The 20542-nt window shown below is 67.1% G+C and carries 23 protein-coding genes and 6 pseudogenes; 17 read left to right on the top strand and 12 right to left on the bottom strand.

Going from position 1 to position 20542, the window contains the following annotated elements:
• Nucleotides 1-5 precede the first annotated feature (5 nt).
• The 5 genes and pseudogenes from GNX96_RS62865 to GNX96_RS07705 form a co-directional block, all read right to left on the bottom strand.
• Nucleotides 6-89, bottom strand: a pseudogene (locus GNX96_RS62865) (hypothetical protein); the annotation flags it as partial.
• A gap of 62 nt (nt 90-151) precedes the next feature.
• Nucleotides 152-1406, bottom strand: a pseudogene (locus GNX96_RS07725) (alpha/beta hydrolase domain-containing protein).
• Nucleotides 1407-1534: 128 nt separating this feature from the next.
• Entirely contained in the window at nt 1535-2776 is a 1242-nt protein-coding gene (locus tag GNX96_RS07715; RefSeq protein ID WP_163567534.1) for a glycosyltransferase family 4 protein, read from the bottom strand.
• 337 nt (nt 2777-3113) lie between these two features.
• Entirely contained in the window at nt 3114-4346 is a 1233-nt protein-coding gene (locus tag GNX96_RS07710) for an MFS transporter (protein WP_163567533.1), read from the bottom strand.
• The gene (locus GNX96_RS07705) at nt 4339-5109 is read right to left on the bottom strand and encodes a DeoR/GlpR family DNA-binding transcription regulator (protein ID WP_163567532.1); all 771 of its coding nucleotides are present in this window, start codon (nt 5107-5109) and stop codon (nt 4339-4341) included. The genes GNX96_RS07710 and GNX96_RS07705 overlap by 8 nt, the downstream gene beginning before the upstream one ends.
• A gap of 123 nt (nt 5110-5232) precedes the next feature.
• On the opposite strand from GNX96_RS07705, the gene GNX96_RS49890 reads away from it, so the two are divergent.
• The 6 genes and pseudogenes from GNX96_RS49890 (at nt 5233) to GNX96_RS49880 (ending at nt 8477) form a co-directional block, all read left to right on the top strand.
• Entirely contained in the window at nt 5233-5760 is a 528-nt protein-coding gene (locus GNX96_RS49890) for a hypothetical protein (protein ID WP_279579713.1), read from the top strand.
• Nucleotides 5678-6763: a DUF885 family protein gene (locus GNX96_RS07700; RefSeq protein ID WP_279579740.1), complete on the top strand. Its 1086-nt coding sequence runs from the start codon at nt 5678-5680 to the stop codon at nt 6761-6763. The genes GNX96_RS49890 and GNX96_RS07700 overlap by 83 nt, the downstream gene beginning before the upstream one ends.
• A gap of 57 nt (nt 6764-6820) precedes the next feature.
• Nucleotides 6821-6994 carry a hypothetical protein gene (locus GNX96_RS07695; protein WP_163567531.1) on the top strand — a complete coding sequence of 58 codons (174 nt, stop codon included), beginning with the start codon at nt 6821-6823 and terminating at the stop codon, nt 6992-6994.
• 187 nt (nt 6995-7181) lie between these two features.
• Nucleotides 7182-7271, top strand: a pseudogene (locus GNX96_RS62860) (glycogen/starch synthase); the annotation flags it as partial.
• A gap of 44 nt (nt 7272-7315) precedes the next feature.
• Nucleotides 7316-8092 (top strand): glycosyltransferase family 4 protein, encoded by a 777-nt coding sequence (locus GNX96_RS49885; RefSeq protein WP_279579712.1) that lies wholly within the window; start codon nt 7316-7318, stop codon nt 8090-8092.
• Complete coding sequence (locus tag GNX96_RS49880; RefSeq protein ID WP_279579711.1) at nt 8076-8477, top strand: glycosyltransferase; 402 nt, start codon at nt 8076-8078, stop codon at nt 8475-8477. Before GNX96_RS49885 ends, GNX96_RS49880 begins: the two co-directional genes overlap by 17 nt.
• Nucleotides 8478-8528: 51 nt before the next feature.
• On the opposite strand, the pseudogene GNX96_RS07685 reads toward GNX96_RS49880, so the two are convergent.
• Nucleotides 8529-9283 (bottom strand): annotated as a pseudogene (locus GNX96_RS07685) (acyltransferase).
• A gap of 2 nt (nt 9284-9285) precedes the next feature.
• Between GNX96_RS07685 and GNX96_RS49875 the strand changes: the two are divergent.
• From GNX96_RS49875 to GNX96_RS07670, 5 genes are all read left to right on the top strand, one after another.
• Nucleotides 9286-9423, top strand: a complete 138-nt coding sequence (locus tag GNX96_RS49875) for a M55 family metallopeptidase (RefSeq protein WP_279579710.1) — start codon at nt 9286-9288, stop codon at nt 9421-9423.
• A 2-nt stretch (nt 9424-9425) separates the two neighbouring features.
• Complete coding sequence (locus tag GNX96_RS49870) at nt 9426-9587, top strand: M55 family metallopeptidase (RefSeq protein ID WP_279579709.1); 162 nt, start codon at nt 9426-9428, stop codon at nt 9585-9587.
• Nucleotides 9584-10171, top strand: coding sequence for a M55 family metallopeptidase (locus tag GNX96_RS07680; RefSeq protein WP_279579708.1), 588 nt, complete (start codon nt 9584-9586; stop codon nt 10169-10171). Before GNX96_RS49870 ends, GNX96_RS07680 begins: the two co-directional genes overlap by 4 nt.
• 123 nt (nt 10172-10294) lie before the next feature.
• Nucleotides 10295-10636, top strand: a complete 342-nt coding sequence (locus GNX96_RS07675) for a cupin domain-containing protein (RefSeq protein WP_279579707.1) — start codon at nt 10295-10297, stop codon at nt 10634-10636.
• On the top strand, nt 10633-11136 hold the full coding sequence (locus tag GNX96_RS07670) for a MarR family winged helix-turn-helix transcriptional regulator (RefSeq protein ID WP_163567530.1): 504 nt from the start codon (nt 10633-10635) through the stop codon (nt 11134-11136). The genes GNX96_RS07675 and GNX96_RS07670 overlap by 4 nt, the downstream gene beginning before the upstream one ends.
• On the opposite strand, the gene GNX96_RS07665 is transcribed toward GNX96_RS07670, so the two are convergent.
• The 3 genes and pseudogenes from GNX96_RS07665 to GNX96_RS07655 form a co-directional block, all read right to left on the bottom strand.
• Nucleotides 11100-12035, bottom strand: a complete 936-nt coding sequence (locus GNX96_RS07665; RefSeq protein ID WP_163567529.1) for a class I SAM-dependent methyltransferase — start codon at nt 12033-12035, stop codon at nt 11100-11102. The genes GNX96_RS07670 and GNX96_RS07665 overlap by 37 nt on opposite strands.
• Nucleotides 12036-12051: 16 nt before the next feature.
• A pseudogene (locus tag GNX96_RS07660) lies at nt 12052-12833 on the bottom strand (enoyl-CoA hydratase/isomerase family protein).
• Nucleotides 12834-12856: 23 nt separating this feature from the next.
• A pseudogene (locus GNX96_RS07655) lies at nt 12857-13691 on the bottom strand (ABC transporter ATP-binding protein).
• Between the two features lie 179 nt (nt 13692-13870).
• Here GNX96_RS07655 and GNX96_RS07650 point away from each other — a divergent pair.
• The 5 genes from GNX96_RS07650 (at nt 13871) to GNX96_RS07630 (ending at nt 17724) form a co-directional block, all read left to right on the top strand.
• A complete protein-coding gene (locus tag GNX96_RS07650; RefSeq protein WP_279579706.1) occupies nt 13871-14962 on the top strand; it encodes an ABC transporter ATP-binding protein in 1092 nt (363 codons plus the stop codon).
• 98 nt (nt 14963-15060) lie between these two features.
• Complete coding sequence (locus tag GNX96_RS07645) at nt 15061-15816, top strand: ABC transporter permease (RefSeq protein ID WP_163567528.1); 756 nt, start codon at nt 15061-15063, stop codon at nt 15814-15816.
• 178 nt (nt 15817-15994) lie between these two features.
• Complete coding sequence (locus GNX96_RS07640) at nt 15995-16315, top strand: hypothetical protein (protein ID WP_163567527.1); 321 nt, start codon at nt 15995-15997, stop codon at nt 16313-16315.
• Between the two features lie 211 nt (nt 16316-16526).
• Nucleotides 16527-17246 carry a hypothetical protein gene (locus tag GNX96_RS07635; RefSeq protein WP_163567526.1) on the top strand — a complete coding sequence of 240 codons (720 nt, stop codon included), beginning with the start codon at nt 16527-16529 and terminating at the stop codon, nt 17244-17246.
• Nucleotides 17215-17724 carry a hypothetical protein gene (locus GNX96_RS07630; RefSeq protein ID WP_163567525.1) on the top strand — a complete coding sequence of 170 codons (510 nt, stop codon included), beginning with the start codon at nt 17215-17217 and terminating at the stop codon, nt 17722-17724. Before GNX96_RS07635 ends, GNX96_RS07630 begins: the two co-directional genes overlap by 32 nt.
• 249 nt (nt 17725-17973) lie before the next feature.
• Here GNX96_RS07630 and GNX96_RS07625 read toward each other — a convergent pair whose 3' ends face one another.
• From GNX96_RS07625 to GNX96_RS49865, 3 genes are all read right to left on the bottom strand, one after another.
• Nucleotides 17974-18441 (bottom strand): hypothetical protein, encoded by a 468-nt coding sequence (locus tag GNX96_RS07625; protein ID WP_163567524.1) that lies wholly within the window; start codon nt 18439-18441, stop codon nt 17974-17976.
• A gap of 63 nt (nt 18442-18504) precedes the next feature.
• Entirely contained in the window at nt 18505-19047 is a 543-nt protein-coding gene (locus tag GNX96_RS07620; RefSeq protein WP_163567523.1) for an SH3 domain-containing protein, read from the bottom strand.
• Complete coding sequence (locus GNX96_RS49865) at nt 18977-19744, bottom strand: hypothetical protein (RefSeq protein ID WP_279579705.1); 768 nt, start codon at nt 19742-19744, stop codon at nt 18977-18979. Before GNX96_RS49865 ends, GNX96_RS07620 begins: the two co-directional genes overlap by 71 nt.
• 163 nt (nt 19745-19907) lie before the next feature.
• Between GNX96_RS49865 and GNX96_RS07605 the strand changes: the two genes are divergently transcribed.
• Nucleotides 19908-20540, top strand: coding sequence for a helix-turn-helix domain-containing protein (locus tag GNX96_RS07605; protein ID WP_163567520.1), 633 nt, complete (start codon nt 19908-19910; stop codon nt 20538-20540).
• Nucleotides 20541-20542: the final 2 nt, after the last annotated feature.

Here is a 20542-nt window from a genome sequence, read left to right as displayed (position 1 = left end):
TTGTGTCCGGACCGATCCATCGCGTGCAGCACATGTGAGCCGATGTAGCCGGCGCCGCCGGTGAGCAGCCAGGTGGTGCGCCCTGACATCTTTGTCATAGGTAATCCAATGATTGTTGACGGGCATCGCGGAAGACGGTGCAGCGCGACCGTCAGTTGTTGAGCGACATCAAATAGACTATTGACGCTGTTTCCTTGATCTCGGCAGCGTCCGCCTGCAGGATGACCCCGTTCTCAATGGCGGTGTCAGTCGCCGCGTCGAACGCGGTTTGGTACGCGTCCGCGCTTGGATAGATCTCTTTCAACATCGCGGCCGGAAAAGGCGCGGTCAGATCGGTGGGCTCGGGCGGGATGCCGTCCTGTGGACCAACTCCGGTCAGCAACGCGGTCGGCACGTCCACCCACGGTGTCCGAACTCCGCCCACCGCATTGCCGCGCACGTCACGCCGGAGAATGTGCGGTGCGTGCGCGACGGTGGCAAGCCGATCGCCATACGGCAAGGCAACACCATCGCGAAGACAGCGATGGAGGCTGTGAAGCGCGGCGTTGGCCACGTAATGGTGCTGTGGGCCCGAAGTCACGAACTGGTTGAGACCCGGCCCGAACATCTTCGCTCGGCTGGCCAGCGCCGAGATGATATCCGATGGCCGGCGTTGGAGGGGATGGAGCGGGGCCATCGCCTGAAGGTACGCGTCGGATCGCGCCGCTCCGGCGATTTCCCACAGCCGGAAGCATTCCTCGTCCGGCTGCCGGACGGATCCGTACCCAGAACTGGCGACCTCGGTCTCGGTCTGCAGGACGAGCACCGGCACCCGCAGAACATCTGCGAATCGTACGGATCCCGAATCGTCGACGGTATCCGCGCGATGGGGCACTTTGGGCTGCGCGAACGTCGGCCGACAATGCACCAGATATCCGTCGAAGACTTCGGCGATCGGGTCAATTTTGTTGACATAGGTGGTGAGCCGGTGCGCCGACTTCGACATTCCGGCCGCCAGCAGGCGAACCCCCTGGCAAGATCGCCCGGATGGCCCGCCCGGCCTGCGAGAACATGTCGTAAGAATATTCGTCGCCGGGATGGTGCAGGCAGGAATACCGCTGGGCGTCCCAGCCTTTTAGCCCGTCCATCACACCGGCGCGCTGCACCGAAACACCGGCCCAGGCGAAACCTCCGCGCACCAGCTCCGGCTGGGTGTATGCCCATTCGTGCGCCGTGTCGACGGAATCGGTGGCATCGAGCCATTCCACCACCGCGGTGCCGTTGAATCGGTCGAACTGTGCCGGGGTCCGAACCAGAATCCGGGTGACGTACGCGGCCTGGGGACCCACGTCGATCTCACTGTCCTCGCCGTGCCGGAACGTCGTCGACACGCCCCGGATTACGTACTCTTCCTCGACATAGCCCATCGCGGCCAGCCGGTCGGCGGACAGCTGTGCTGGACCTGGCGAGAAAGCCTTTCCTTGGTCACCTCGAAAAGGTTCGAGGTCTGGCAGCGGTATCACCGCGGATGTATGTGGAGCGGGAGCCACGCTTATCAGCCTTCCGATGGGCCTGCCTCTGTGAGGTATTGATGCCCAGGTCCGGTTCCCGTCTGAGGTCGCAAGACCAGCCCTGGTGCAAGTAATGACGCATCGGCCGGCATGAAAGGTTGCGCTCGATTCCACATGCGTCCGATATGCAGGGAAAATTTCGCCGGTGCCCTCGATTGTCGGAAATCCGGCGAAGAGGTGACACAGAAGTACGACTCGCGGACCGTCAGTGGGTCGAAGATCCCAGCAGTGACCGGTAAACCGTGACCAGCCGCCGAGTGACGTTTGCGGTGTCCAACCAGGCCAACGCCTCGCGGCCAGTGGAGCGGGTCGGGCTGGTCAGCAGCGGTTCTACCGCGTCCGCCAGGCGGGTAATCAACGTCGCGCGGGATTCGTCGGTTCCCCACGGGTTCCGGGAACTTCACCACGGTGCTGGGCGAGGCGTGCGCCAGCGTCTCGGCGGCATCACCAACATCCACGGTGACGACGGGCAAATTCATGGTGGCCGCTTCCTTCACCACCGTCGGCGACGCTTCGGTGCCCTTTCGAGAAGTAAACAACATGACATCCGCGGCGGCGAACTTCGGGACTACCGCGGGCCTGTCCTGTCCCGGCGCGGCCAGCACCAGTTCCTGTGCTGGTACGCCGCGCTCGCGCAGCTCGGCGAGTACATCAGCGAAAACGTCATATCCCTTGACCTGATTGTCCGGGTGACCGCCGAACAAGACCACTCGCGCATCGGGATCTATGCCCAAAGTGGCTCGGGCTTCGGCCCGATCGGTCGGAGTGAAAAGTTCGAAATCCACACCGTTGGCGATGACCGTGGCCTCTGGTTCCTCGGCCGTGACAGCCAATCGGCGTGACACGTAGATCCGTGCCACCGAGCCGGCACCGAGCCGGGTAATCCGCCGCTGTCGTGGCGAGTTGATATCCGACCCGTACAGCGAAAGGATCTTCGGAATACCGGTCACCAGCCGCGCGGCCAGCGCGGTCAGGCCGTAATGGACGTGTACGATGTCGTAACGGCCGGCGCGGGCGCGACGGCGTACCCGAGGCGCGGCCAGCAAATAGTCGACTTTGCCGCGGGCCTGCGCGACCACCTCCACATCCACCTGATGTCCCTGTCTGCGCAGGGCTTCCACCTGTTCGCGTACGAAGACGCCGCGAAAACTGCCACTCTCCGGCCACAGGTTGGTGACCGTCAGAATGCGCAGTGACGGCTGGTGAGATGGCGACAACGCTGTCATGACAACTCCGAATCTTTACTGTACTGGGCGCATCGCCCTTGATGAGCAACCCAGCTAATCCCAGCATAGAGAATGACAGCCGCGGATGAACCGCGTCCTTCAGCAGCGGTTCTTCGCCGTCTGGATGGCATTTGTCATCCAGACGCGATATTCGGACACGCCGGTACGATCCAGCCTTTTCCGCAAAAGACCCAGCACTGATTATCGTACGACCGCAACCTTTCTCGGCCACCATGCGTCTTACCTTCATGCTCACCAGTCGACAACCGCGGACGGAGCGACGAATGCCCTGATTAACCGCTGTAACGCGCGTCCGCATCCGGACTCGCCGGTAAATTCACCCGACCGGCGCGGTTTCGACGGCGGGCCGGCGGGCCGGGCGCAGAATCGGCGCCAGTATGGCCACCACGACCGTGAGCACCACCGGAATTCCCAGCGCCACTGGCAAAGTGACCAGTGACGCGGCAGCGCCGATGGCGACCGGTCCGAGCAGCATGCCGGCGTAGCCGGTGCCGACCACCTGGCCGAGGTCACGGCCGCCCCGGTCGGGATTGCGGTTCGCGGTCGCGGTGAAGACCTGCGGTACGATACTGGCGAGCCCAAAACCGAAGATTCCGAAGCCGATCGCGGCCCCTATCGGCTGGTTGACCAGCAAACCAACGGCCATGCCGGCGGCGCCGAACCCGGCGCTGAGCTGGACCAGCCGGACCGGACCGAGCCACATTGCCAGCCGGTCCCCGATAAACCGGCCCATCGTCATGGTGATGGAGAAGACCGCATAGCCGATCGCCGCTGTGCCGGCCGTCGTGCCCAGGTTTTCGTGCAGGTAGATGGAACTCCAGTCGGCCACCGAACCTTCGGCGAGGAAACAGAACATCGCGAGCAGGCTCAGCACGATCACCGCGAGCGACGGGCCGCGACGCTTGACCGGCAATGCCGACGGGTCCGTACGCGCCGAAGACCCCGTCGCCGGCGGAAGCAGCCAGGCCGGTCCCAGCACGGCGATCACCAGCATCAGTACGGCAGCCGCCGCGAAAGTGGGCAACGCGCCAATCGCCAGCGCGGCCGCCGCACCGCCGAACGCGGAGCCGGCAAATCCGCCGACGCTGTAAATCGCATGAAAAGAAGTCATGATCGGTCGTCCGTACGCGCGCTCGACCTCGACCGCGTGCGCATTCATCCCGACATCGAGGGTGTTGAAGCCGACACCGAAGCAGAAAAGTGCGGCCACCAGCCAAAAGTAGCTGGGCGCGAGGCCGGGGCCCAGGACGACCACGCAGCACAGCACGCCACCCACCAGCACCACCAGTCGGCTGCCGAACCGGTCCACCAGCCGGCCAACGAACGGAATGCAAGCGATAGAGCCAATACCGAAGGCCAGCAGCGCGTAGCTGAGCTGCCCATTGGTCAGCCCCAGCCGCATCTTCACGTCCGGGATCCGGACCGCCCAGGTGGCGGCCAGCATGCCCATCAGGAAGAAGTAGCCAATCACCGCCCACCTTGCCTTGCGCAGCCGGGAATCCACTGCCGGGGCGGCCGGGAAAAGCCGCGCCCGCAACGATTCAGACACGCCGAACCTCCACCCCGGCGGCTTGGAAGTCAGCGATCACGCGCTCCGGGGCGCTCGTGTCGGTGATGAGTACGTCGATCCTGGCCAGCGGGCAGACCTGGCCGAGGGCGGTACGGGCGAATTTGGTGGCGTCCGCGACCGCGATCACCCGCCGGCTGGATTCCAGCGCCGCCTGCTTCACGTCCACGTCGTCGAGGTCGAAGGTGGTCAGGCCGTGCTCGGCGGAAATCCCGCAACAGCCCAGGATCACCGTGTCGAAGCGCAGCGACCGCAGCGCCCGGGTGGTCAGATGCCCGGTGAAGACGAGCTCGCCGGCCCGGACTTCCCCGCCCGGCATCAGCAGGCGTACGCCGCCATGTCCTCCTGCCGGGGCCGACAGCGTGTTCGCCACGTGCAGTCCTAACGGCATCGCGGTGATCCGCCGGCCGATCAGCGCCCGGGCTACCTCGCGGCCGGTCGTACCTCCGTCGACGACGACCGCCTCACCGTCGGTCACCATCGCCGCCGCGGCCGCGCCGATCCGCTTCTTCGCTGCCAGCTCTTCCAGCTCCCGCAGCGCGAACGGTGGCTCGTCGCCACGCGGGAGCAGGCTCACCGCGCCGCCGCGAACCCGCCGCAGCACGCCCTGCGCGGCCAACAGGTCGAGGTCCCGACGAATCGTCATCTCCGAGCACGCGGTCTCCCGGGCCAGGTCGACCACGCTGATCCGCTCGGCGGCCCGCAGGGCCTGGACGATCGTACGCACCCGTTCGTCACTACTCACACGATGATTCGAACACGATTGATGTTCTGAACACAAATCTCTGAACATTTTTTATGTTCGAAACGTCTGATCGAGCGCCCAACTCTGTAGGCCGGCCATATGTACGTCGTCTAGCCTGCGAGGATGACTGATCGACTGCGAGCGGTGACCGAACTCGACCTTGCCACGGCACGGGAGCTGGCCGGCCTGCACGAATATGACGGACGGATCCAGGACCTCTCGGCGGACGGCGTCCAGCGCGCCCTCGCGACCGTCAAAGAGGCGCAGGAGCAGGGAAAACTCGACGATCCGCAAGACGAGGCGCACCTGGCCGCTTTCGAACACAGCGCCCAGGTCGTGTATGGGGACCTGCAGCTGCACCGGCGGTTCCCGCTGCTGCACCAGGCGAACCTGGAGCTGACCGGCTACGAGCGTGACTACGCGCCAACCGCGGACCGTGCACAAGCCCGTGAGCGGCACCTCGCCAGCTGGCCAGATGCGGTCGACATGGCCGTCCGTACGCTCGATCAGGTGCCAGCGCCGGTCGCGCAGGCGTGCCTGGGAGCCGCCCGGGGCGTGGCCGCCGGGGCTGGACGCGGATCGGTCCGACATCGAGGCGAAGGCCCTACAAGCGCACGCCCGGTTCGTCGAACACATCGCCGCCGCGGCTGAGCACGGTCCGGCCGACGCGGCGCTCGGCGGCCCGGCTCTGGCCAGCCTCCTGTCGGCCTCCGAAGCGGTCCCGATCGACCTCTCCGAGCTGGGCAAACAGGCCGACGCCGAGCGGGACCGGCTGCGCGAGATGCTGACCGAGGCCTGCGCGCGGCGGCTGCTGCCGGGTGTGTCGGTGGCCGACGCCGTACAGCGGCTCAACGCAGACCACCCGGACGCTGACGGGGTGCTCGACGAGGCCCGCGACCAGACCGAGGAGGTGCTGGCCTGGACAAAGCGGCACGACCTCGCGCCGACCGACGGCGAGTGCCTCGTACGCCCGTCGCCGGAGTCCTACCGGTGGTCCATCGCGTCGCTGTCGCCGGTCGCGCCGTACGAACCAACCAGCCAGACCTTCTACAACATCACTCCGCCGGACGCGTCCTGGCCCGAGGATGAGCAGGAGGGCTGGCTGGAGGTGTTCAGCCGGACCACCCTGCCGGCGATCACCATCCACGAGGTGGCGCCCGGGCACTTCAGCCACTTCCTGGCGATGCGCAGCCTGACCAGCGACGTACGCAAGACCCTGCACAGCAACTCGTTCATCGAGGGCTGGGCGCACTACTGCGAGGAAATGGCGCTGCAGGAGGGTTTCCGGGACGACGACGACGCCCGCTACGCCGCCGGGGTGGCGATCGAGGGGCTGGTACGAGTGACCCGCCTCGCGATGGCGATCGCGCTGCACACCGGCGCGCTGACGGTGGCCGAGGCGGCCGAGCAGTTCGCCATCAACACCTTCTACGGGACGCCCGGCAACCCCAGCCAGGCCGCCTGGTCGGAGGCCCGCCGCGGCACCTTCGACCCCACTTATGGCCGCTACACATGGGGCAAGCTGGAGATCCTCGCACTGCGGGAGCGGGCCCGTGCGGCCTGGGGCGCCGACTTCGGCCTGCCGCGGTTCCACCGCGAGCTGCTGGCGCTCGGCTCGCCGCCACTCGGCCTGATGGCGTCGCTTATCGCGTGACATAGTCGAACATCGCGCGTTCTTAAGGGTGCCCTTTCGATCACTTTGGAGGCACCCATGAGAATACGCAGGATGGCCCTCGCGCTGGGCATCGCGGCGCTGGCGCTCACGCCAGCCGTCCGTCAGCGCGCCGTCGGCGGCGTCCGCGACGACGACGATCAGCCCGGCGATCTGGGCCGTGGGGCCGTACGCGGACTACTACGACCCCAGGATGTGCTGGGCCGACGGTGACGCGGGCATCGCACAGGGGCGCTGGCGCGAGTACGACTGCCGGCAGCTGCCCGGCATCTACGAGTGGCGCATGTACGTGAACTGGACTATCTAGTTCTGATGACGTGGCCTCGTCACGTACGACTGACGGGGCCACGCCGCCACCCGGTGGTTACTTGCGAGTAAGGGTCTGGCACCATGATCGGCGGTGCGGACTCTGGTGCTCTCCTGGGAATACCCGCCGGCAGTAGTCGGCGGGCTTGGCCGTCACGTGCATGCGCTGTCCGAGGCGATGGCCGCGGCGGGGTCACGAGGTCACCGTCATCAGTCGGCACGCGCCCGGTGCCCCGGCCGACGAGATCGTCAACGGCGTACGGGTCATCCGGGTGCCGGACGACCCGCCGCTGTTCGAGTTCAACCCCGAGACGCTGCTGGCCTGGACGATGGGCCTTCAACCACGCCGTCACCCGGGCGGCGCTCGCGGTCTGCGACGAGATCCAGCCCGAGGTCGTCCACGCCCACGACTGGCTCGTCGCGCACGCCGCCGCCACCCTCAAACACCACCTCGGGGTGCCGCTGGTCGCCACCATGCACGCCACCGAGGCCGGCCGGCACCAGGGCTGGCTGCCCGGCGACCTGAACCGCTCCATTCATTCGGTCGAATGGTGGCTCACGTACGAGGCCCGCCGGGTGCTGGCCTGCAGCGAATACATGCGCTGGCAGATCACCCAGCTCTTCGAGCTGCCACCGGCCAAAGTGGACACCGTCCCGAACGGTGTTCACCCGCAGGACTGGAAAGTCTCCGCCGCCGCTGTTCGTACGGTCCGCCGCACGTACGGGTCCACATTGGACGCCCCACTCTTGTTGTTCAGCGGCCGACTGGTGTACGAAAAAGGTCTGCAGGACATTCTCGCCGCCCTCCCCCGGCTGCGCCGCCGGCACCCGGGACTGCGGTTGGTGGTCGCCGGCGACGGCCCGTACGGCGACGAACTGCGTGCCCAGGCCCGCCGGCTCCGGCTCGGGAAATCCGTACAGTGGCTGGGTTTCGTCCCCGGCCGACAACTCGCTTCGCTCGCCGCCGCCGCCGACTGCGCGCTGGCTGGTGCCGAGCATTTATGAGCCTTTCGGCATGGTCGCCCTGGAAGCCGCCGCCGCCGGCGCCACCCTCGTGCTCTCGGACACCGGCGGATTGGCTGAGCTGGCCAAAAACGGCGTCTCCGCGCTGCAAGTGCCAGCTGGCAGCCCGGCCGCGATCGCCGACGCCGTCAGTCGACTGTTGCGCGACGAGGTGTTGTCCCGGCGACTCTCCCGACAGGCCCGCGCGGTGGCGACGCGGGACTACGCCTGGCCGCGGATCGCCGAGCAGGTCATCGAAACGTACGAACAAGCCGTCATCGAGGAACGCGAACTCGCCGCCGCCCCGCCCGTCGCACACGGCCGAGCCCCCACTCCCCTGCGCATCGTGGTCCCCGACGGAAATCTCCTCGCCGACGGCACCGACTGATTTCCCACCGAGTGCGGGACTTTATCCGACGGTCGGCGCTGGTCCGGCGGATTACCGATCGGCGGCGCGCAGCTCGCTGACGGCTTCGGCCTGTTTGCGGGCCATGTCGGCGACATCGGCGCGTTGTTGGGCAGCGAGGTCCCAGGCCTGCGCGATGTCCTTGACCACCCGGCCCGGCACGCCGGCGACCACGCTCGCCGCCGGTACGGTGCCCTTGACCACGGTGTGGGCGGCGAAAAAACGCAGTTAGGGCCGGTGCTGGCGCCGCGCAGCACGGTGACTTTCACGCCGAGCCAGCTGCCCGGGCCGATCCGGACCGGCGACTTCGCCAGGCCCTGGTCCTTGATCGGCACCGACGGATCGGCGTAGACGTGGTCGAAATCCGTCACGTACACCCAGTCGGCGATCAGCGTACCGGCGCCGAACTCCACGTCGACGTAGCAGTTGATGGTGTTCTCACTGCCGAAAACGCACTTGTCGCCGATCCGCATGGTGCCCTCGTGGGCCCGGAACTTGGTGCCCGATCCGATGTGCACCCAGCGGCCCACCACGATCCGGCCATAGCCGCGGCGGACCTCGAACCGCACCTTCTTTCCCAGGAAAACCATGCCTTCCAGGACGATGTCCCGACGGGTCAGGGTGAGGCGGGCGAGGCGCAGGTAGCGGATCAAATACCACGGGGTCCAGGCGCGGTTGCGGATCACCCAGCGCAGCGACGCGAGGGTGAGAAACCTGGCCTGCCGCGGATCTCGCCGTCCCACCTCGCGCACGCTACCGGACCACCCGGCGAGCCAGCGCGCTGGCAGGCATGATGGGACTTTGCCGGGAGACCGAAGGCGGATACGTGAAGGTCTATGTCAGTGCGGACATGGAGGGCGTCACCGGGCTGGTTGACTTCCACGACGTACAGCCCACCGGCCGGGACTACGAGGCCGGCCGGGGGTGATGATGACCGAGGACGTGAACGCGGCCGTCAGCGGAGCCCTGGAAGGCGGCGCCACCGAGGTTCTCGTCAACGACGCGCACGGCCCGATGCGGAGCCTGCTGCCGCCGATCGACTGCGACTGCACCCGGTCGCGGAGTTGGTACGCGGCAAGGCGAAACCGATGAGCATGTTGGAAGGCCTGGACGCGGGTTTCGAGGCGGTGCTGTGCATCGGCTTTCACACCCGGTCCGGCGCGCTCGGCGTGCTGAGCCACAGTTTCATGGGCCACGAGATTGAGGACATGTGGCTCGACGACCGGCCGGTCGGCGAGATCGGCATGGTGTACGCGACCGCCGCCGCCCTCGGCGTACCGGTCATCCTGCTCTCCGGCGACGACGCGGCCTGCGCGGAAATGGCCGAGTGGAACGCGAAAGTCGCGACCGTGCCGGTGAAATGGGCGATCGACCGGTTCGCCGCGAAACTGCGCCCGGCCGTCCAGGCGCGGGAGGCGATCCGGACCGGCGCTCGCGATGCCGTGCGACGTGCGAAGAACAAGGGCGGCAAGGTCAAGCCGGTGCCGGGCACGGCGACTCTCGCGGTCCGCTGGCAGTCCGCGTCGGTGGCGTCCCACCTGCTCGGCATTCCCGGAGTGACGGCACGGGACGGCCGTACGATCCAGACCACCGCTGCCATGCCGGACCTTTTCCGGCAGTTCGCGCTGTTTATGCGGATCGCGTCCACTCTCACCCACCAGCCGCCCTATTGCTAGTCCGTCAACTAGGTTGACTATCCGGCGAGGATCGATGCATACTCCTGGAGTTCGTCAACCACATTGACCATTGGAGTCAAGCAATGCCCGTCATTCCCGCCCCCGAAAAAACCGACCCACGAGTTGCCCGGCACCAAGTTCACCTCGCTGGCCACCCCGAGCCGCGGCTCCACCCACCTGAGCGTCTGGCAGGTGGAAATCGAGCCGGGCCCCGAAGCGGCCCCGCACGAGGTCACTCTCGAAGAGGTTTTCGTGATACTCAACGGCAAAGCGTCCGTTGTCCTTGGCGACCGGACGTTCTCGGCCGGCGCCGGCGACGCGATCGTGGTGCCGCCGGACACGCCGTTCGCGATTTCCAACGCCGGGCAGGAGACCCTGCGTACGATCTGCTGCATGCCAGTTGGTGGTCAGGCCCGGATGGCCGACAGTCCGGCCTTTACCCCGCCCCTGGGCCGAATAACATGAGCGAGGCCGCCGAGACGGTCCCACTGGCCAGGCTTTTCGCGATGGCCTATGGGCACCTGATCGACGGCCTGCACGCTCGGCTCGCCGAGCAGGGCTGGCACGACGTACGGCCGGCGTTCGGATTTATCCTGCTGGCCGTGCGTTCCGGCCCGATCACCGCGACCGAGATCGCCGCGCTGATGGGCACGACCAAGCAGGCCGCGTCCAAGCTGGTGACCGCGATGGACGAGGCCGGCTATGTCCAGCACACCGTCCATCCGGGCGACAGCAGGGCGAAACTCGTCCCTCACGCGCCGCGGCCAGCGCTTACTCGCCGCGGTGGACCAGATCTACCGCGACCTGGAGGCCGAATGGGCCAAAACTCTCGGCGCCACCCGGATCGAACACCTCCGGGCCGACCTCACCACAGTTTTGCGCGCCACCCACCAAGGACAACTCCCACCCGTACGCCCAACCCCCTGACCTACAGCGGTTTGGTGCCGGTGATGAGGAGGTTGTAGAACAGTTCCTTCGGGATCACCTGGCTGAAGACGTGCTTGTCGACGGCGGACAGGGCGAGCCAGCCCTTGTACGCGAACATGGCCCAGTTCCAGCCGAGTTTTCCGGACGGCACCGCACATTCGAACGTACGCACCGGCCAGCCGAACCAGGCGGCGGTGAATTCCTCTGTCTTCACCGAAACATCCTGCGCCCCGGCGCGGACGGCCCGGACAGCCAAGGAATGCGGGTCAAAGGTGTGCAGGTCGACGACTGCCTCCAGGGCCGCCGCCTCGCTGGAGGCATCCAGCTCCTGTTGCGGCCGGCGCCAGTCCGCCAGCACCGGCAGCCTGGTCGCGTTGGTGGTCGCCCACCAGGTCAGCTGGGAGAGCTTGCGGGCGATCACATCGCCGTATTTTGTGGGTTCTCCGGCGAAAACGAACCGGCCGCCGGGCTTGAGCACCCGCAGCACCTCGGCGAAAGCCTGGTCCACATCCGGGATGTGGTGCAGCACCGCGTGTCCGACGACCAGGTCAACCGAGGAGTCCTCGACCGGGATGGTCTCCGCGTCGGCCACCCGGCCGGTCACGTCGAAACCGAGTTCCTTGGCGTTGCGGGTGGCGACCTCGACCATGCCGGGCGAGATGTCGGTGACGATCCCGGAGGTGGCGACCCCGGCACGCATCAGGTTCAGCAGGAAGAATCCCGTGCCGCTGCCGATTTCCAGGGCCGTCTCGTACGGCCAGCCGTCCTCGCCGGCGATGCTGGTGAACCGCTCCTTCGCATAAACCGTGCAGCGGTCGTCGTCGAACGAGATCGACCATTTCTCGTCGTAGGTGGTCGCTTCCCAGTCGTGGTAGAGGATGTTCGCCTGCTTCGGATCGTGCCGAGCGGCTTCGACCTCTTCTTTGGTGACTGCCATGCGGATTTCTCTTCCTCTACTGGCCGGTGAAAGTGGCCTTGCCCGGCCCGTTCTCCACAAAGGACTCCATGCCGGCGGTTCGGTCCTGAGTGGCAAAGGTGGTCGCGAAGAGCTGGCTTTCCAGCGCCAGCCCGGAAGTCAGGTCGACCTCGATGCCACCGTCGATCGCCGCCTTCGCGGCCCGCAGCGCCAGCGAGGCCGCGCCCACGTACGGCCGGACCATCGCGACGGCCGCCTCGTACACGTCGTCCGGCGCGACGATTTTATCCAGCAGCCCCAACGAAAGTGCCTCATCGGCGGCCACGAACCGACCGGAGAAGACCAGGTCTTTCGCCTTCGCCGGGCCGATCAGCCGGGTCAGCCGCTGGGTGCCACCGGCACCGTGATGATGATGCCCAGCAGGATCTCCGGCTGGCCGACCTTGACGTTGTCGCCGGCCACCCGAAAGTCCGCGCACAGCGCCAGTTCGTGCCCGCCGCCGAGCGCATAGCCGGTGATCGCGGCAACGACTGGCTTCGGGATTTTGGCGACCGCCACGAAAGACGCCTGCAGCCGGTGCGCTCGTACGGACATATACGCGTACGAGCGGGTCTTCATTTCCTTGATGTCCGCGCCGGCCGCGAAAACCTTCGGTCCGCCGTAAATCACCACCGCGCTGATGTCTTCGCGCGCGGACGCCTCGGTGGCGATCTCGGCCAGCTCGTCCTGCATCTGCTCGTTGAGCGCGTTCATCGGCGGCCGGTCCAGCCGGATCGTGCCGATGCCGTCGCTGACCTCAAGCCGTACGAACTCGCCCATCAAGCCTCCCAAACGTCAGTTAACTAGCGGCCCGCGCGGTGTAGCGGTCGCCGGCCGGGGTCACCTGGCGATCCAGCGTCAGCGGCATTCCCGAACGTCTTGGACAGGTTGTCCGCGGTGATCACGTCCGGCGTCAGCCCCGCCGCGACCGCCTGCCCGTCAGCCAGCAGCAGGGCGTGCGTGAAGCCCGGCGGGATTTCCTCGACATGGTGGGTGACCAGCACCAACGCAGGTGCGTCCGGGTCGGCGGCGAGCTGCGAGAGGCGGCGTACAAGATCCTCCCGGCCACCCAGGTCCAGCCCGGCGGCCGGTTCGTCCAGCAGCAGCATCTCCGGGTCGGTCATCAGCGAGCGGGCGATCTGGACGCGCTTGCGCTCGCCCTCGGACAGCGTCCCGTACGTCCGGTGGGCAAGCTGACCGACGCCGAATGCCTCCAGCAGCTCGCGAGCCCGGGTCACGTCCATCTCGTCGTACGTCTCGGTGAACCGCCCGACGACGCCCCACGCGGCAGTCAGCACCACGTCGAGCACCCGCTCGGAGGCCGGCACCCGGCCGGAAACCTGCGAGGTGGTGAGCCCGATCCGCGCGCCGCAACTCGAACACGTCCACCGCGCCCAGGCGCTCGCCCAGCACGTACGCGCGGCCGCTGCTCGGGTGCATCTGCGCGGCCGCGACCTGCAGCAAGGTGGTTTTGCCAGCGCCGTTGGGGCCGAGCACGACCCAGCGCTCGTCCAGCTCGACCTGCCAGCTCAGCGCGTCGAGCAGGACGCTGTCGCCGCGCCGGATGGTCACCCGGTCTAGCGCGATCACAGCGTCCGGACTGGGGTCGTGTTCAGGCACGTCACCATCCAACAACATCAGTGTTGCCGGACCGCCCTGGGGTCCGGGACCCAGACGCGACTTGCGCCCCAGAGGACAACCTCTTTAACACCACTTGGACGGTTTTCTCCCAGGCCGACTATGGTGGTCCCGACACCGGGTGTGGTGTCTCCGCGACAGGGGGTGGTTCTGTCGTGGGTGCAGGAGGGGGAAGCGTCATGGCTTCGGGGTCTTTGATGGCCGGGCTGCCCGGAGTGGCTTCCGGGGGTGCCCGCGATCGAGGTCAGCGCGGGCTGCACAAGGAGTTCCGCGGGTTGCGCGGCGGCCGCCGGGTGGCGCTGCACGACATGAACATGTTGGTGGAGGCCGGGACCGTACACGGGTTCCTCGGGCCCAACGGTGCCGGCAAGACGACGACGATCCGGTCCCTGCTCGGGCTGATCCGGCCGGACGCCGGTGAGATGAACATCTTCGGCCACGAGGTGCCCCGCGACCTGCGATCGGTGATCCAGAACATCGGCACGGTCGTGGAGGGCGCGCAGTTCTTCGGCAACTTCTCGGCCCGGCGGAACCTGCGGATGCTGGCCACCCTCGCCAAGGTGCGCAGCACCCGGGTGGACGAGGTGCTGGAGCTGGTCGGTCTGCGGGATCGGGCCGGCGACAAGGTGAAGGGCTTCTCGCTCGGCATGCGCCAGCGCCTCGCGATCGGCGCGACGCTGCTGAAGGAGCCGTTGCTGCTGATCCTGGACGAGCCGAACAACGGGCTGGACCCGGCCGGGATCCGGGAGATCCGGGATCTGATGCGGGCGCTGGGCGACGGCGGCGTGACCGTGCTGCTGTCCTCCCACCAGCAGCTGCTGGAGGTCCAGCAGGTCTGCGACAGCGTCTCCATCGTCGCGCACGGCCGGCACGTGGTCACCGGGCCGGTCAGTGACGTGCTGGCGACCGCGGCGCGCGGCGAGGTGCTGGTACGGGTCGATGAGCCGCAGACCGCGGCGGGGCTGCTCCGGGACGCCGGGATGACGGTCACCACTCGGCCGGACCACCTGATCGTCACCGATGTCGACGATCCGGCGCGGATCACCCAACTGCTGGCGAGGCGCCGGTTGTACGTGTCCGAGCTGACCCCACTGGAGCCGGATTTAGAGGACGTGTTTTTTTGGAGCTCACCGGCACCGCGCCGGGTGCCACCGAGGCCGAGGGCGAGCTGGCCAGGGGCAACGAGGGTCTGCCCAGCTATGCCCCCCAGCATGCCCCCACTCCGGCGCTGCCTGGCCGGCACGCGGCGCCGGACGAACCCCAGCCGGTGATGGCCGGGGATGTCCCCGGGATGGATTTGCGCGATGAGGCGAACGATCTGTTGGACCAGACGATCGGCGCACCGCCGCCGTTCCGGGGTGAGGCGTAGATGCGACTCGTACGGGTAGAGATTCGCCGGCTGTTCGCCCGCCGGCTCACGTGGGCGTCGGTCGTGGTGGTGTTGGTGCTGGTAGGGCTGTTGGTGGGCGCCAACGCGTACAACGCCCGCGGCCACTACTTCTTCAGCGCCTCCGCACCGATCCTGATCCGGATCTGCGCCGCGCTGTTCGCGATGGTCGCGTTGGTGATCGGCGCGAGCTTCATCGGCGCCGAGTGGACACAGGGCTCGATGGCCTCGCTGCTCACCTGGGAACCACGCCGGCTGCGGGTTTTCGGCAGCAAACTGCTCGGGCTCTGGCTGGGCAGCATCGCGATCGGGCTGCTGGTCTTCGGGCTGGCGCTGGCCATCAACTACCTGGCCGCCCGCCGGTTCGGGCAGATCGGGCCGATGCCCGCGGTCCTGCAGCATGAGCTGCTGATGAGCACCGGGCGCGGCATCGCGTTGGCGCTGGTCGGCGGCGCGGTCGGCTTCGCCATCGCGTACGCGACCCGGCTGTCGTCGGCCGCCCTCGGTGTCGGCCTCGGCTACGCCGTGGTCGGCGAGATCGGCGTACGGCTGGTCGACCCGCATGCCGAGCGGTGGCTGGTCTCCAACAACGTGACCGCCTGGCTGAACAACGGCACCTCGATCGCCGGCTCGACGTCCCCGCTCACGGTCTGGCAGGGCGGCATCTACCTCGGCGCCATCGCGCTGGCCCTGCTCATCGTTTCTGCCGCTCTGTTCGCCCGCCGCGACGTCACGTAACTACCCCCCCCCGCGCACCGTTTCAGTCGGGCGAGCTCCTTACCGTCGAACCAAATGATGATTGTCATGCACTATTTATGGCAATTGCATCTGGTGCGCCCCGCTATGGACCACGAAAGATGACCCGGCGTGCCCGAAAAGTTCGGGCGTAGGTCCGACCTTGGAAAGGTAGCTACCTATGCGCAAAATCCTTGCCGCCTGCCTCCTCGCGGGAAGCGCGGTCGCGCTGGCGACGGCGATGGCGTCGCCAGCTCAGGCATCGACATCCTCTGTGGTACGGCCCGCTGATCTGGCTTGCTCGGACTACAACGACGCGCATGGCACCGCGTATGCGGTCAAATGCAGCTCGCTGCCGCCGGGTTATACGCAGTACGCGGCCGTTGCTTACTGCTCAGACGGCAGCGTGCAAGTCGGCGACTGGGTTGGTCTGAACACCTGGTCGGAAGCCTACTGTTCAGGCACGTCCATCCTCGACCACGGATACGTCGGCACCCGCTGAACGACAGCGGAAACAGACCGTTCCCGAGCTAACGCAGAACCGCTGGGCGCGTCCGCGCTCGGCGGTTCCGCGGCTGCGCAGCGGGAAGTGCCGGCGACCCAGAGTTATCTCTTGGGCGAAGTCGCTGGGAGTGTCGGGGGTAGGCATTAGAGTGCGGGGTGTGGATCTTGTCCGGGAGCAGTCGAGCAGCCGCCGGGCCGGGTTCTAGCGGATGGCGGTCCGGATCACCGGGCCCGGCGATCCGGGCATTCTGGGCGCGCGCCTACAGCCTGGCCGGCGCAAACGCCGTGCGACCGTCTCGGTGCACAGTTCGGCGGCAGACGCGGTTGACCTGTGTGTCTTCGACCGGCACACCGGCGAGCAGCGACTGCCGTTGCAGCGCTCCGGAGATCGCTGGCACGCCGAGGTCTCCGGCGTACGTCCTGGCACTCGTTACGGCTTTCGCGTCACCGGTCCGTACGACCCGAGCCGTGGCCTGTTCTGCGACCCGGGTCACCTGCTGATCGATCCGTACGCCCGGGCGATCGCCGTCGACCCGCTGATTTCGTTGCTGGTGCCCGAACCAGCCCCGCTGGCCGACCCAGGGCACGCCCGGGTGAGCTGGTCGGACACGATCATCTACGAGATGCACGTCGGCGGTTTCACTCGCCGACACCCGGATGTGCCCAAGCGACTGCGCGGCACGTACGCGGGTCTTGCCCACCCCGCCGCGATCGCGCACCTCACCCGGCTCGGAGTGTCCACTGTGGAGCTGCTCCCAGTGCACGCCCGGATGACCGAGCCGTCGGTGGCCAGTCGCGGGCTGACGAACTACTGGGGTTACAACACTGTTGGTTTTTTTTTTCGCGCCAGATCCCCGATTCGCGGCCACCGACGACCCGGTCACCGAGTTTCGCCAGATGGTTGGCGCACTGCACAACGCTGGCCTTGAGGTCATTCTCGACGTGGTCTACAACCACACCGCCGAAGGCACCCCGGACGGTCCGACGCTGAGTTGGCGCGGGCTCGACAATCCCGCCTATTACCGGCTCAATTCCCACGATCGCCGGCAATACTGGGATGTCACCGGTTGCGGCAACACTTTGGACGTACGCCAGCACGTCGTGCAGGATCTGGTGCTGGACTCGCTGCGACACTGGGTCACCGTGATGGGCGTCGACGGTTTCCGTTTCGACCTGGCCACCGTGCTCGGCCGGGTCGACGGCGACGCTTTCGATCCGGAGTCACCATTGTTGCGCGCGATCGGCAGCGATCCGGTGCTCAGCAAGACAAAACTCATCGCCGAGCCGTGGGACCTGGGCCCGGACGGCTATCGGGTGACCGGTTTCTCGGCCGGCTGGGCGGAGTGGAACGACCGCTATCGCAACAGTTTTCCGGGAGTTCTGGCTGGGAAACAGCGGTGTCGGTGAACTCGGCACCCGACTCTGCGGCTCCACCGATCTTTACCGCCACCGCACGCCTTACACCTCGGTCAACTTCGTCACCGCGCACGACGGCTTCGCCCTCGCCGATCTGGTTTCCTATTCGGCCAAGCACAACGAGGCCAACGGCGAGAACAACAACGACGGCAGCAACGACAATCGGTCGGCGAACTTCGGCGTCGAAGGTCCACTGATGATCCGTCGATCCTCGCAGTTCGGCGCCGGAGCGTACGAAATCTACTGGCGACCACGATCTTGTCCGTCGGCGTCCCGATGTTGTCGCACGGCGACGAACTTGGGCGTACTCAGCAAGGAAACAACAACGCCTATTGCCAGGACAACGAGATCAGCTGGATCGACTGGGCGAACGCCGACGACGACCTGCTCACCTTCGTACGAGCCGTGATCGGCGTTCGCCGGAGCATCGCGGCCTTCCGGCCGACCGCGTTCTACACTGGCGAGGGCGACCTTCCGGACGCCTGCTGGTTCCGTCCGGACGGCCAGCGGATGACCTCCGATGACTGGCACCGACCGGAAAACCGGACCGTCGGCATGTACGTACGGGACGACACCGACGACACCACGACCGGCTATCTGTTCTGGCTGCACGGCGGCGACGAGGACGTGTTGGCCCATCTTCCCACCGGTCCGTACGGAAATTCGTACGAGCTGCTGCTCACCACCACCCCACGACCCCGAAGTCACCGACGCGGTCCTTCTGCCGGCCCGCTCCGCCGTACTCCTGCGGGCGGTTGCCCCACCGACGCGCTAACTGCAGGTGGAGCCGTCGTTCACGTGTTTGCCGAGGTTCGAGGTCTGAATCCAGACGTCGTTGTACGGGGCCGGGAACGGGCTCTGGTCGGTCATCACGTGGCCCCAGGCGTAGCCGCGCGCCCAACCGCTGTCTCGGTACTCGTACACGCTGAAGGTCTGGCCGAGGTCCAGCTGCGTCCATGCCTGCCCCGCCGGATAGTTGCGGATGTAGCCGTTGGGTACGTCGACGCAGCGCCGGTCACCCGAGACCGCTGGGGCCGCCACGATCGCCTGTTTCGCCGCACTGCAAAGCTTGTCGGACAGTACGTACCCGGAAACGCCGTTGTAGTTGCGAACTCCGAAGTCCCAACCGCCGTCTTGGTGGTACACCTGGAAATGCGCGCCCCGTGGCAGCGCGTCGAGCCGGGCCGAGCCGGTGTCCTCGTACTGGTAGATGTAAGCGGTGTCCGCGTGGCAGATGACCGCGTCAAAACCGTGTTGGTCGGCGTTCGCCGCGACACTGCCGGTCAGTAGCAGGCCGGCGGTGGCGAAAAACATTACGGCTACTCGAAAAAAGCGCATGGCTCCTCCTCAGTCGTTGTCGTTGTAGAGGGCGGTCGGCGGCGCTGGACGCAGCCGATCGGCAGGAATCCCCAGCCCAGGTTCGGGTCGCGGACGACCACCGCGGCGCCGTCGTTGGTGGTGAACCGGTAGAAGACAGTGCTCGCGGCGTTGCCGGCCGGGTTCGCCCAGTGGCCGCCGTTCGAGCTGTAGTCGGTGCCGACGAAGTAGTAGTGAACTGGACCACGCAACCGGTGTTGGCCGCTGCCGCGGTGCCGTCGCCGGTGGCGTGCGCCGGCTGGTTGTAGTCCTTGCCGACCGTACGGCGATGCGAGATGGCGTTCTGGGTGGTCGTCGAGCAGGTGTCCGCGGTGTCCCCGAGGCTGCCGCCGAGCGACCCGGGCATCACCCAGCCGCACATGTCGACGGTCGTGGACGCGCGGCCGAAATGCCAGTTGCCCGATGACGTGACCTCGTCGTCGAAGACCGAGCCGGCCATCGCCCGGCCAACGTAGTAGCCACTGGGCTTGTTGACGATCCAGCTGCCGCCGCCGAGCACCGGCTGACCGGTGCTCGGCGAGTTGGCGGTCTGGATCACGTGGACGTGACCGGCGGTGGCCGGCGCTTGGACGACCAACCCGGCCGCGGCCGCGGTGGCCAGGACAAACACCAGGTTGCGACGGGTACGAGCCATCATTCCTCCCTCTCTGTGACTGTGTGTCGGGTTCTGAAACGCTGTTCTTCCGGTGGATGTCGGAAAGTTCTCCCAGCCGGCGGTTGTCCGGCTAGAGTCCCGGACGGACTCGGTGGGGGCCGGACATAACCGGATATGGGATTCGCGAGCAAGAGGCGGACCGATGAAGTCAACTGACGACAAACAGGCCGATGGGGCGGACGCCATCTGCGCTCAGCTGGCCGCGGACCTACGGGAGTTGCGGCGCGCCGCCGGCTCGCCGAGCTATGTCGAACTCGCCCGCAAGACCGGCGTGCCACGCAGCACCCTGCACGACGGGCTGACCGGCCGCCGGCTGCCGAGCCTGGAGACGACCCTCGCGGTGGCCGCCGTCTGCGGCGGCGGCGACTCGGTCGAGTGGAAACGCCGCTGGGTCGCCGCGCGCGCCTCGATGGAGGAACCGACGCGTACGCCCGCCGAAGAACCAAACGTTCCCCACCGACGCCGGTGGGCGCTGGTGATCGCGGGCATCCTGGTGCTGGTCGCGGTTGGGGTCACCGCGGCCGTGTTCGTCCGCTCCTCGGCGGCCTGCTCGCCCGTACGCGAATACCGGATCGACGCCGCCGGCGCGGTTCTGAGCGGCACCGGCGCGACGATCGGCGCCGTCGTGGCCGGCGACACCTTCGACGTCACCAGCCTCGCCCACCTCGCCCACGACCGCTATCCGCATCGCTATCTCGGCACCGTCCGGCGGACTCGGGTCCACGGCTATGTGGACGAGGCAAAACTCACGTTCGTACGCGAAACCTGCAGCTGAAA

Origin of the sequence: Fodinicola feengrottensis, assembly GCF_010993775.1 — a bacterium.
GTDB classification, from domain to species: Bacteria; Actinomycetota; Actinomycetes; order Mycobacteriales; family HKI-0501; genus Fodinicola; species Fodinicola feengrottensis.
The sequence above is the reverse complement of the archived record's forward strand: the minus strand, read 5'-3'. Positions and strand labels throughout refer to the sequence as shown.